General features: G+C 66.3%; 5 protein-coding genes. 4 read left to right on the top strand and 1 reads right to left on the bottom strand.

Annotated features, from left to right (window positions below):
* Window positions 1–152 precede the first annotated feature (152 nt).
* The 4 genes from pglX to brxD all read left to right on the top strand — a co-directional run bounded on the left by pglX (window position 153) and on the right by brxD (window position 6636).
* Window positions 153–4109, top strand: a complete 3957-nt coding sequence (gene pglX / locus L6Q96_22190) for a BREX-2 system adenine-specific DNA-methyltransferase PglX (GenBank protein ID MCK6557260.1) — start codon at window positions 153–155, stop codon at window positions 4107–4109.
* A gap of 534 nt (window positions 4110–4643) precedes the next feature.
* Window positions 4644–4859 (top strand): ribbon-helix-helix domain-containing protein, encoded by a 216-nt coding sequence (locus tag L6Q96_22185; GenBank protein ID MCK6557259.1) that lies wholly within the window; start codon window positions 4644–4646, stop codon window positions 4857–4859.
* Complete coding sequence (locus tag L6Q96_22180) at window positions 4856–5263, top strand: putative toxin-antitoxin system toxin component, PIN family (protein ID MCK6557258.1); 408 nt, start codon at window positions 4856–4858, stop codon at window positions 5261–5263. The genes L6Q96_22185 and L6Q96_22180 overlap by 4 nt, the downstream gene beginning before the upstream one ends.
* A gap of 38 nt (window positions 5264–5301) precedes the next feature.
* The gene (brxD, locus tag L6Q96_22175) at window positions 5302–6636 is read left to right on the top strand and encodes a BREX system ATP-binding protein BrxD (protein MCK6557257.1); all 1335 of its coding nucleotides are present in this window, start codon (window positions 5302–5304) and stop codon (window positions 6634–6636) included.
* Between the two features lie 685 nt (window positions 6637–7321).
* Here brxD and L6Q96_22170 read toward each other — a convergent pair.
* The gene (locus L6Q96_22170; protein MCK6557256.1) at window positions 7322–12730 is read right to left on the bottom strand and encodes a hypothetical protein; all 5409 of its coding nucleotides are present in this window, start codon (window positions 12728–12730) and stop codon (window positions 7322–7324) included.
* Window positions 12731–12930 lie beyond the last annotated feature (200 nt).

Here is a 12930-nt window from a genome sequence, read left to right as displayed (position 1 = left end):
CCATGACCCGATCGCCCTGAGTAGCCGATGTCTTCTCAATCGGCGTATCGAAGGGTTCAGGGGCCGTATCGAGGGGCCGCGCTGAGCCCTGTCGAAGCCGGCGCGCCGCTCTGGTCTCGAACCCCCCACGATGTGCTAGGGATGTCCGCCCAATGATCGACCCCGCCCGACTCCTCGATGACCTCCGCCCTCTGGTCCGCGCGCTCGAAGAAGACCTCCGCGAACGCAGCACCGCCGTCGCCGAAGTCGGCGACGCCCTCCGCAAGGAGCACGCCGCCGCCACCGCCGCCGACCGCACCGCCGACCCCTACGAGGTCTGGCGCGACGACACCCTCACCCAGGTCGCCGTCGCGTGGGTACTCGGCTGCGTCTTCGTCCGTTTCCTCGAGGACACCGGGCTCGTCCCCGAGCCGCGCCTCGCCGGCCCCGGCGATCGCCTGCACCGCGCCCGCGACCACCACATCCTCTACTTCCGCCAGCACCCGATGGACACCGACCGCGAGTACCTGCACGCGGTGTTCCGCGAGGTGGCGGCGCTGCCCGCGGCCGCCGGACTCTTCGATGAACGCCATAATCCGCTCTGGCAGGTCGGCCTCTCCGGCGACGGCGCCACGCGGCTGCTGGAGTTCTGGCAGCGTATCGACCCCGCCACCGGCGCGCTGGCGCACGACTTCACCGACCAGTCCTGGAACACGCGCTTCCTCGGCGACCTGTACCAGGACCTCTCCGAGGCGGCGCGGAAGAAGTACGCGCTGCTGCAGACCCCGGAGTTCGTCGAGGAATTCATCATCGACCGGACCCTCACGCCGGCGATCGACGAATTCGGGTATCGGGAAGTGAGCATGCTCGACCCGACGTGCGGGTCGGGGCACTTCCTGCTCGGCGGGTTCCAGCGACTGCTGCGGCTGTGGACGCAATACGAGCCGGCCGTCAATGCGCGGGAGCTGGCGCAGCGGGCGTTGGACCAGGTGTACGGCGTCGACCTGAACCCGTTCGCCGTGGCGATCGCGCGCTTCCGTCTGCTGGTGGCGGCGTTGCAGGCGAGCGACGTGCAGCGGCTGCAGGACGCGCCGGCGTTCCGGATCAACGTCGCCACGGGCGACTCGTTGCTGCACGGACGCCAATTCACGGCGACGAGCGGGCCGACGCCGGACCTCTACCGGAACGACGCCGTGAGGCACGTCTATCAGGCCGAGGACGCCGCGGAGCTGGCGCGCATCCTCGGCCGGCAGTACCACGCCGTCGTTGGCAACCCGCCGTACATCACGGTGAAGGACAAGGCGCTCAACCAGGCGTACCGCGACCGCTACGGCTCGTGCCACCGCCAGTACTCGCTGGCGGTGCCGTTCATGGAGCGCTTCTTCGAGCTCGCCCTGTGTTCTTCTGGCGGAGCGAGCTCGCCCCCCGAAGCTTCAGCGAAGGCGGGCTTCGTCGGCATGATCACCGCCAACTCCTTCATGAAGCGGGAGTTCGGCAAGAAGCTGATCGAGCAGGTCATCCCGCGCTGGGACCTGACGCACGTCATCGACACGTCGGGGGCGTACATCCCCGGGCACGGCACGCCGACGGCGATCCTGTTCGGCCGGCACCGGCCGCCGGTGGCCGACACGGTGCGCGCCGTGATGGGCATTCGCGGCGAGCCCTCGACACCGGAGGACCCGGCACACGGCCTGGTGTGGACGGCGATCGTGTCGCAGGTCGACCACGTCGGGTCGGTGAGCGAGTACGTCAGCGTCGCCGACATGGAGCGGGAGAGCTTCGCGAAACATCCGTGGAGCATCGGCGGTGGCGGGGCTGCGGAGCTGAAGGAGATACTGAATCGGCGTGGACACGCGACGCTCGGGACTTTGATCCAGGAGATCGGGAGGACGACCCACACTGGCGAGGACGACGTCTTCTACATGGAGCCAGCGGCGGCGAGAACGCATGCTCTGCAGGAATACGCCGTTCCGCTGGTTGTTGGCGAGGATGTGCGGGATTGGAGCATGGAGCCAGCGCTCTGCTCCGTCTTTCCTTACGACAAGACAACTGGCGACCCAGTCGATGCCCTGCCGGTGTCGCTTGTCAGTCACTTCTGGACTTACCGCACAGTGCTTCGGCGCCGCAAGGACTATGGACAGACTCCAGAGGAACGCGGGCTCAGATGGTTCGATCACTCGATGTTCTTCCGCGACCGGTTCCGCACGCCGCTCTCCATCGCCTTCGCCTTCGTGGCGACGCACAACCACTTCGTCCTCGACCGCGGCGGTAAGGTGTTCAAGCAGTCCGCGCCGGTCATCAAGCTGCCGCCGGACGCCACCGAGGACGACCACCTCGCCCTCCTCGGCCTGCTCAACAGCTCCACGGCGTGCTTCTGGATGAAGCAGGTGTTCCACAACAAGGGGAGTACTGTCGATGAACGGGGGGCGAGACAAACAACCGTGTCATTCGAGAACTTCTACGAGTTCACCGGCACGGGTCTGGAGCGGTTTCCTGTCGAAATGGGGGCGTCGCACGGCATAGCATTGTCGCTCGGCATCGCACTCGATCGCTGCGGAAAGACACTACGCGAGGGAAGTCCTCGCGAGGCGCTGACGCAAGGTCTAAAGACCTCTGAGCACTTGCGGCAGGCGCGGGCGTGCGCTGATGCGATACGTGGCACCATGATCGCACTGCAAGAGGAACTCGACTGGGAGTGCTACCGGCTCTACGGCCTGACGGAGGAGCCGCTGACTCATGCCGCTGCGCGCGCGGCCTCCGACCCACTCTCCCGCACCTCCGCGGGAGGGGACTGTTGGTTTTCTCCGGGGGCGCCCCTCGATACGGGCCCTGAGCCCTTCGATACGCCGATTGAGAAGACATCGGCTACTCAGGGCGATCGGGTCATGGAGACGGGCCCTACTCGGGGCGAACGGATTTTCGCCCCCTTTTTGAAACATCCTGATCCGTTCACCCCGAGTAGCCGCCCTTTCCTGGCGGCGTATCGAGGGGCGCATCCGTTTATCGACAGACCCGGAGAGGGCGGGGGTGAGGGCGCCGTGCCGGCCGACCTGCCACCGCTCCAACTCGGCGAACGTGCCTTCGAGATCGTCACGGCCCGCAAGATGGCCGCCGGCGAGCTGACGACGGCTTGGTTCGAGCGCCACGGTTCCACGCCGATCACTGCGCTGCCCTCCCACTGGCCGGAAGCGTACCGGCGTCTCGTGGAGCGGCGGATCGAGGTCATCGAGACGAACCCCTACGTCCGCCTCATCGAGCAACCCGAGTACAAACGCCGCTGGAACACCGAACCGTGGGAGGCGAGACAGGATCGGGCGGTACGCGATTGGCTCCTCGACCGCCTCGAAGACCCCCGCCACTGGCCGTCCGTCGAGCTGACCACGTGCGCCAGGCTCGCCGACCGGGTGCGGCAGGACGCCGACTTCCTCCAGGTCGCCGAGCTGTATCGCGGCCGCGCCGACTACGACCTCACCGCCCTCGTCACCGAGCTCGTGGAGTCGGAATCCGTGCCGTTCCTGCCGGTGCTCCGGTACAAGGACAGCGGGCTGCGCAAGCGCGAGCTGTGGGAGCGGACGTGGGAATTACAGCGGGAAGAGGACAGGTGTCAGGGGTCGGGGGTCGGGGGTCAGGGGGCGGATAGAAACCAAGCCGTCCCGACACCCGACACCCGGCCCCCGACACCGAAACCATTGCAGATTCCCGTCCCCCCCAAGTACACCTCCGCCGACTTTCTCAACGCTACCTTCTGGCGGTTGCGCGGCAAGCTCGATGTGCCGAAGGAACGGTTCGTCAGCTATCCGCACTGCGAGCGCGACGCTGATCCGACGCCGGTGATTGCGTGGGCAGGGTGGGACCACCTCCAGCAGGCGCAGGCGCTGGCTGCCTACTACGTGGCGATGAAGGAGACGGAAGGCTGGACGGCGGAACGGCTGACACCGCTGCTGGCCGGGCTCCTCGAGCTGCTGCCGTGGGTGCAGCAGTGGCACAACGAAGTCGACCCGGGCCACAACCTGCGCATGGGCGACTACTTCGCCGACTTCGTCACCGAGGAAGCCCGCGCCCTTGGGGTTACGACCGACCAGATCCGCGCCTGGAAGCCGCCGGCGAAGCGCGGGAGAAGGAAGGGTTGAGTGAGGCCGTTCGATATATTGACGGGGCCCCTCGATACGGGCCCTGAGCCCTTCGATACGCCGATTGAGAAGACATCGGCTACTCAGGGCGATCGGGTCATCGAGATGGGCCCTACTCGGGGTGAACGGGTGAAACCTGCCTCGGAGGATAAGCCGTTCGTCCCGAGTAGCGCGGTCTTTTCACGCGCGGTGCCTCCCCGTTCGTCCCGAGTAGCGCGGTCTTTTCACGCGCGTATCGAGGGACGGCGTGACCACCGCGGCGTGCCCCTCGATACGGACCCTGAACCCTTCGATACGCCGATTGAGAAGACATCGGCTACTCAGGGCGATCGGGTCATCGAGATGGGTCCTACTCGGGGCGAACGGGTGAAACCTGCCTCGGGGGATAAGCCGTTCGTGCCGAGTAGCCGCCTTCTTCTGGCGGTGTATTGAGGCTCCGTCAGCGACTTTGTCGTGGCCCTGTCGAGCGGAACGCGGCGAGTTGAACGGCCGCGCCGCTCGTGTGACACTGTCGTACGCGGAGGTATACTGCCGATGACGACGTTGACCATCCGGCTGGATGCAAAGCTCGACAAAGCGCTGGCGCGCATCGCGCGGACGACGGGACGCACCAAGAGCGAGATCGCCCGCGAGGCGTTGAAGCGCCAGGTGGCCATCGCGCGGTTTCGTGAGCTCCGGGGCATGACGTTGCCCTTCGCCGAGGCACAGGGCCTCCTTGGGGACGAAGACGTATTCCGGTCGATTTCGTGAGGGTGTTCCTCGACACGAACGTGCTGGTCGCCGCGTTTGCCTCCCGCGGACTTTGCGCGGATTTGCTGGAAGTCGTGCTGCTCGAGCACGATCTCGTGGTTGGACGCGCCGTGCTTCGGGAACTGGGTGCCGCACTGCGGAGGAAGGTGAAGTTGCCGGCGGCGCGATCCGCAGAGATCGTCGATTTCGTCTCCAGCCAGGCGATTGAGATCGTCGAAGCGGCGGAACCGGTTGACGCGGGAGTCGATGCCGACGATGCGCTGGTGCTCGGCGAGGGCATCGCCGGTCGAGCGGACGTCTTCGTCACCGGCGACGCCGCGTTGGTGAAACTGGCGACCGTACGGGAGATGCCGATGGTCACGCCGCGGCAGTTCTGGCAGCGACTCCGGTCGAGCGAGGTCTAGACCGACCCGGGCGGCATCCGTTCCCCTGGAGCCAGTGCATGATCAGTCCACAACGCCGCCAGGAGATCATCGACGCACTGCGGCGTGGAACGGTGCCGCGCATGGGCCTCGACCTGTTCGCGGTCGGGCTCGATCGGTTCGAGGCAACACTCGATCAGGAGCTCGACGCCGTCGGCCGGGGTGGCGCCGTGTTCAAGGCCGTACGGGGAGAGTACGGCAGCGGCAAGACGTTCTTCGCGCGCTGGTTGCAGGAGCGCGCCAGACGCCGCGGATTCGCGGCGGCCGAGATCCAGATCTCCGAAACGGAGACGCCGCTGCACCGCCTCGAAACCGTGTACCGGCGGCTCATGGAACGGCTGTCGACGGCGGATACGCCGGACGGGGCCATGCGCCGGGTGATCGATGGCTGGTTCTTCGCCCTCGAAGAGGACGTCCTCGCCGAGCAGACCGTGAGCGAGCACAACGCGCGGGAGTTGGTCGAGCGCACCAACGCGCTGATGGAGCAGCGGCTCGCCGGGATCACGCGCACCGCCCCGGCGCTGGCGTCGGCCCTGCGCGGCTACCGGCAGGCCCTCGCGGCGGACGACAAGCCGACGGCGGAGGCGTTGATCGCCTGGGTGGCCGGACAACCCAACGTGGCGGCGGCGGCCAAGCGCTTTGCGGGCATCAAGGGTGAGATCGACCATTTCGGTGCGTTGAGCTTTCTCCAGGGCGTGCTGGTCATGCTGCGCGACTCGGGTCACCCGGGGTTGCTGGTCGTGTTCGACGAGGTGGAAACATTGCAGCGGGTGCGGACGGACGTGCGCGAGCGCGGCTTGAACGCCTTGCGGCAGCTCATCGACGAGGTGGATGCCGGACGCTTTCCGGGACTGTATCTGCTGATCACGGGGACCCCGTCGTTCTTCGAGAGCCCGCAGGGGATTCAGCGCCTGGCACCCCTGGCGCAGCGGTTGCACGTCGACTTTGCCACGGAGGCCCGCTTCGACAATCCGCGTGCCGTGCAGATCCGGCTGCCCGGGTTTACGATCGAGAGTCTGTGTTCGGTCGGGGTGAAGATCCGTGACATCTTCGCCGACGCGGCGGCGGATCCAGGGCGGGTTCGCGGCCACGCCGGCGACCAATACATCGGCGACCTCGCCCGGGCCGTCACCGGCAAGCTCGGGGGCAAGGTGGGTGTCGCGCCGCGGATCTTCCTCAAGAAGCTGGTTGCCGACGTGCTCGACCGAATCGACCAGTTCCCCGACTTCGACCCGCGGCAGCACTACGCGCTGACCATCGCCGACACGGAGCTGACGGAAACCGAACGCAGCGCCATGGCCGCCGACAGTGTCGACGACATCGAGATCGACGTGTCGAAGCCGAGCTGTTCATGACGAGCATTCGGCCCCTCGATACGGCCCCTGAGCCCTTCGATACGCCGATTGAGAAGACATCGGCTACTCAGGGCGATCGGGTCATCGAGACGGGGCCTACTCGGGGCGAACGGGTTCCGCGCGGGCAACAGAATGGAAGTGACATTGCCCGTTCGTCCCGAGTAGGCCCCGTTTTTTCAGGGGCCGTATCGAGGGGCGACGCCCCATCCGGACGGTTGATCGACTCCCGCGTGCCTCGATACGCGCCTGAACCCTTCGATACGCCGATTGAGAAGACATCGGCTACTCAGGGCGATCGGGCTGTCGAGACGGCGCTACTCGGCACGAACGGAAACCGTCCGCATCGGGAGAGGACAACCCGTTCGTCCCGAGTAGGCCCCGTTTTTTCAGGGGCCGTATCGAGGGGTCACACCAGACGGGCCTCGATACGCGCCTGAACCCTTCGATACGCCGATTGAGAAGACATCGGCTACTCAGGGCGATCGGGCTGTCGAGACGGCGCTACTCGGCACGAACGGTGGGTACTGCTCCTCGATCATCTGGAAAGTTCTTCGCACCGTGCGCAAACGCGGAAATCGCAAATCAGCGTGAGCGGGGAAAACCCAATGAAACCGATTTCACCACCGCTCAGGCTGAGCTTGTCGAAGCCGGGTTTGGCGGTTTGTCGACAGACTCATAACCCGGGCTACGGGATGCTCTGGTACACCACGGCACCGGGCATCGTGATCGTGTACGGCGGGTCCGAGCTATCGCAGTTCGGGAACGTCTGAATCAGCACGTCGTATGTTCCCGCCGTCGACACGGCGGGAAGCGCGGCGACCGCGACCGTACCGGACGTCAGCGTGTTAATGAACAAGCCGACCGTGAGCAGCTGGCTCGACGACACCTTGACCTGAACCTGCGGGTACGTTCCGGCTGTGGTGCAGAAGCGCTTCCCGGCATCCTGCAGCACGAGCGCCCCCTGGGCATAGGAACTACCGGTCGTCGGGATGCCCGTCAGGGTGGCCATCGTGGTGCCGTTCAGATTCCAGGTTAGTGCGCCGCTCGGGCTGGGGACCGGCGTTGGCGTCGGGGTGGTGACGGGCCCCCCGCCCGTCGGTGTCGGTGTCGGTGTGGCCGCCGCCGGACCCTTCGTGCGCGACGGCGTTGCCGCCGGAACCGTCGGGGTTGCCGTGGCGACGCCGGCCGACGTGGTTGCGGTCGCGGTCGCGCCGGCCTGCGTGGCGGTCGCGGTGGGCGCCGCGGCCTGAGTGGCGGTCGCGGTGGGCAGTCCCGGAGCGGTCTTGGTCGGCGTCGCGGCTTGCGTGGTCTGTGCGGGCGTGGGGGTGATGGTCGGCGTGCCCTGCGGACAGAATGCCGTCGGATTGGGTGTCGCCGGCGTCGGGCACGCCGGGTCCACGTTGCTCATGGGCACGTCCCAGGTGGCGTCGAAGCAACCCGTCAAGGGTGCGCCGGCCTGTGCGTAGGGTTTCGGCGTGAAGCCCGCCGGGAGCGTAAACGCATATCCGAGGCAGCCGCCGGCAGGACAGTCGGCGAACGACGGATCGTCGGCGTCGTCACCCGGCGTGTTGGGCAAGGACTTGCGGCCGGCGCTGGCCGTCGTCCAGTAGCTGCAAATGTCGGTCACCGCCGTTTGGTAGTCGGCGTAGTCCGCGGCATTGCCGTCGAGAAACTCCGGTTGCGCCTGCATGGTGCAAGATTTCGACGTCGACGTATCGATCTGGCAGAGGTCGCGAGGCAGGCACACGTCGTAGGTCTGCTTGCTCGAGAACAAGTACGCGGGAGCGATAGCGGCGTGGTCGAACACGGCCTGGAAGACGCCGTTGTCCACGGTTACGCCGGCGTTGAGCGCCTGGAGCACCTTCGCGTCGGTGATCGGCGTCACCATGGTGGCGTTGCCTCCCTGGCCGGCGGCAGCGTTGTATACGTGCGGTTGCACGCGCACCCACTGGCCGTCGGACGCCGGTACGAAGTCGTCGCCGACGTAGATCTGGTAGGTGACGTTAGTGTTCTCGTTGGCAAACAGGTTGTACAGCACGTACGACTTACCGGCGGCGAAGCCGGGCTCGAATACCTGCGGCTCGTGGAAACAGCTCGGGCTCTGTTCCTGCGGGTTCGTGTCGATGTAGTAGACCCCGTTGTTAGTGGTCAGATAAGGGGCCTGTCCGCCCTGACCACCCAGCATGAAGCTGGCACGCGTGCAGCCGACTGTACCGACGTTGCAATCCGGATAGCCGGAGGCGCAGCACACCGACTGGTCGCCGAGGCACTCATCTCCGGGCAGGAGCAGCTGGCGGTAAATCGGGACGGCTGGCGTCTTGGCAATGCCCCAGTAGGAGCTGTCGACGTAGAGGCCGGTGCCGTTGCTGCCGAGCGGGGCGATCACCGAAGAGACGAACTCGTACGGCGAGGTCTGAACCCCGAACGACAGGCATTCGGCATCCTGTGACGGCGCGTTGAAGAAGGTGTTCTTGCTTAGCGAGGAAGTGCGCGTGCCGCCGCGCGGCACCCAACCGGTCAGGGTACCGTCCATGTCGTTGAGGATGGTGGAAAAGTCGATCGGCGTGATGCCCTGGAACGTCTCGCCCAACGGGGTGAACGCCGCCGGCTGTCCGGTCGGCGACGCCAGCGAACCCTGCAGGTAGGTCTCGTACTGATCGATGACGTTGTGGCGGAAGGTGGAGGCGTCGAAGCCCGTCTTCCGGAAGGCAAACGCGGGCGGATAGTAGAATCCGTTCGGCTGCTTCCAGCCGATGGCGGCGTGGACCAGGTGCATCTGCGGCACCGGTGTCTCGGTCGGCGCCGGCGTCCCGCTCGGGAGGAACTCGGGCTGGGTCGACGACGAGTAGATTCGGCAACTGTTCGGATCGTCGAACGGCGCCGGCCCGGTGGTGTCGCAGACTTGCGGCGGGGTGTCCGTGAAGACCGAGCCGTCGGCGTAAAACGGGCCGTCGTAAATGGTCATCATCCGTTTCGGATTGAAACCGCCGGTGAATAGCGCGATGCCGTCGGCAGACAGGAGGCACTGTGCCCCGTTGGCCCCCTTACAGGCCTGTGCGCAGGCCGGCTCGCAGCTCGCGTACGGGGTCGGGCTCGGACACGGGCACAAATCCGGACCCATCGGCGACGCGTCGGGGCTCTCCGACCCGGTCGAACCGACGAAGACGCTGTTCTTCGTCATCGAGAAATACCCCGGCGGCGTCTGCGTCCAGCTTCCGCCGGTGATGAAACCGAGACCGCCGCCGAGCTGGTCCGTGATGGCGCTGTTCATGAACACAAACCACATCGGCCGCAGCCAGACGGAGCCGAAGTCGGCCCCCGGGTGATTGAACGACGTGGTGAAGTGGTCGATCACCGTGGTGACGCAGTAGTCGGGATTGGACGCGAACTGGCTCTCTTCGGGATAGCCGCTCGCGCAGGCGGGGTTCGTCCCGTATTTCACCGGCAGGAAGTTGCCCATCGCCTGCGGGCGATCGAACTGGCTCGGGTTGTTGGCGATGTACGGATTGGTGGCCGCGGTGAAGCCCGTCTGCGCCGGAGTGCTACCCGTCGGCTGCACCTCGAGCGTGGTTTGCAAACCGTACGTGGCGGTACTGCACGAGTTGCCGCGGAAGCGCTTGACGGGCGCCTGCTTCTGTCCGGCGACGTTAAAGTCGGCGAAGTCAGCCGGGGTGTTGCTGCCCTTCGTCCAGGTGAGATTCATGCTCGGTCCGCTCACTCCCGAGCCCAGGAACCAGTAGCAGGACCCGAACCCGTACACCCCGTTGGCGGCGTTGCCGACCAGCTCGTTCCACGTGTTCATGGTCCAGAAGGCGACGGGGAAGAGCGAGTCGGCGCCGAAGAGGAATCCCTGATTGATCTCTTGCTGGGCACCGTCGAGGATCGGCGGGACGAAGCGGTACGACGGACTGGTCGCGGGTTGATTCTCGAAGAACTCGTCGAACGAACCGCGCACGGAGACGGCGAGGTTCTGACAGAGCAGGTTTTCGATCTCCGTAGCATCCTCGAGGTAGAAGCCGTGACCGATCGAGAGGAAGCCGACGTTGCGTGCGACGGTCACTTCATGCGTGCCGTGCAGAACGACGAAGCGATCCATCGAGTCCCAGATCGAGCAGTCCTTCACGTACGCGTCCGTGTAGGCGGTCGACTTCAAGAGATGGAGATGCATGGGGTAGTGGCCCATGCGGCCACCCTGACCGAGCTGGCGGAGCTCGACACCCTGCACCTGGAACGCGGCGAATCCCTGACGTGCGATCAGGTGACCGCCGAAGTAGCACTCGGGGTGGGCCGGCGGGTTGCCGCTGTTGCTGGCGAAGCTGCATTTCTCCCAGTCGTCGCTCTCGGGATTGGGGAACGGTTCGTCTGGGGTGTCGCCAAGCGAGTAGATGACGATGCTGCGCGACAGCAAACCGACCGGGGCGCGCATTTCGACTTCGCGGTTCGGGTTGCCGGCTTTAGCGCGAGGAGTGGGTGGTATCTGATACTTCTCCCCATTATGGGCGTACGCGAGCGGTGCGGAGAGGGTCAGCACGGTCCTGCCGTGCGGGGTGGTGGCTGCCGACTCGATCTGCACGACTTCGGAGTGGCTGGGATACCAATCCGTGGTTCCGACGACGAGCCGATCCCCCCTGGCCCAGTCGACAATCCGGTCCATGGTCAGCGTCGTGTCGCCGGCGGCAACCGTGGCATCCAGACGGGCCCAGCTCCTTCCGCTGAGGGTGGCCCACTGCTTCAGGTCGTACTGATCGGCCGGCGTGTCGCAGGCCGCCTGCGGCGTCGGGGAGAGATCCGCGTCGCGGACGCCCTTGCGGCCGAAGAGCTGGAGGCTGCCGCCGTAGCTGACGGCGAACGCCTTGTAACCGAAGTAGTTGTCGCCGTAGTCGTAGCTGAGTGGGGCGTACCCTTCGAACTTCGCATTGCCGGTGCCGCTGCTGACGTTGCAGGGGTCGGTCGGTGTCCAGTTTCCCGGCGGGTCGGGCTTTGTACAGTAGTGCGACGCCGCGGTGAGGTTGGGGTCGAAGCAGTTACCCGCGTTGCCGACGCACGCGATGCCGGGAATCGGGGGATCCTGCACCGTGCCCTGATTCGTCGGGTCGGTGCCCCAGAGCCCGATTTCGAGTTTGCCGCCGGCCGACCCGAACGGGCACGCCAGCGAGCCGGCCTGGACCGTACCGCCCTGCTCGACGAGCAGCGAGCCGACCCGGAAGTCGATGGTGCCGCCGTCGTCGAGGAAGATCAGCCGGCCGCCATTGACGACGTTGACGTAATGGTACGTGTAGCTGCCGGACGCGACCGTGTAGCACTGCGCCACCGTGAGGTCTGACGGAGGCGCCGGGGTCACCGACGGCCCGGGCGACCCCGTCGGGGTCGCCGTGGGCAGTGGAACGCACCCTTTAGGTGTCGACACCGAGCACGGTGCGCCCTGCTCGCTGACGATTATCTGCACGGTTTCGTGGTCGACCGTCGCTCCGTCGCCGGCAATGAAGCTGAGGGAGAGGACCCCCACCTGATCGGCCGTCGGCGTGAAGGTGAAGAGGCCCGTGTCGCTATCGTAGCTCGCGTTCGGGGGCAGCGGCGGATGAACGCCGAACGCGATCGGGCCAGACTCGGGATCGGTGGCGTAGTGCTGCAGGGTGAGTGTCGATCCGACGCTGACCGTGTGGTGGCCGATCGGGTCGAGAACGGGGCTGCGGTCCGCGGGCGGCACCGTGCCGCCGACGCGGATTTTGACGCGTTCGCTATCTTGATGCGCGCCGTCGCTGACGGAGAAGTCGACCGTATAGCTTGAATTCGCCTGGCCCGGGTCCGGGGTGAACACGAACAAGCCGGTTGACGGGATCAGTTCGGCGTTAGCGGGCAGGGCCGAGCTGGAGTATGTGACGCGGTCGCCGTCGGGGTCGGTAGCGGTCAACCGTAGAACGAGCGAGCGGCCTGGCTGGACCGTCTGGTCGCCGATCGGCGCGAGGGCCGGGGCTCCCTGCGGTGCGGGCGCGCCGTCATCGTCGCCGCACGCCGCGAGTCCGGTCGCGGTTAGCACAAGAAGAGCCGCCAGTGTGCGGCGGTACGCACATGTCAACCTCCAGGTATCGCCCATCCTCTGTCCTCCCCGGCCGCTTCCGTCGCTGTCGAAGGTCGCCGTTAGCCGGCGGCGACGGGGCACTTATACTCTCACCAACGATGCACGCTACCTGTTAATTCAGCGCGGGCTTCGCCCGCGACCCAAAGCTAACAACCAGCCCGTTCGCCCCGAGTAGGAGCCCTTCCCCTGGGCTCCGTATCGAGGGGCGCGCCCCT

It is taken from the genome of Candidatus Binatia bacterium, from assembly GCA_023150935.1.
Lineage (GTDB): Bacteria > Desulfobacterota > Binatia > HRBIN30 > HRBIN30 > JAKLJW01.
The sequence above is the reverse complement of the archived record's forward strand: the minus strand, read 5'-3'. Positions and strand labels throughout refer to the sequence as shown.

Bases quoted from the DNA above. Each gene is read 5' to 3' on its own strand.
- pglX (MCK6557260.1), top strand. From the start codon at position 153: ATGATCGACCCCGCCCGACTCCTCGATGACCTCCGCCCTCTGGTCCGC.
- L6Q96_22185 (MCK6557259.1), top strand. From the start codon at position 4,644: ATGACGACGTTGACCATCCGGCTGGATGCAAAGCTCGACAAAGCGCTG.
- brxD (MCK6557257.1), top strand. From the start codon at position 5,302: ATGATCAGTCCACAACGCCGCCAGGAGATCATCGACGCACTGCGGCGT.
- L6Q96_22170 (MCK6557256.1), bottom strand. From the start codon at position 12,730: ATGGGCGATACCTGGAGGTTGACATGTGCGTACCGCCGCACACTGGCG.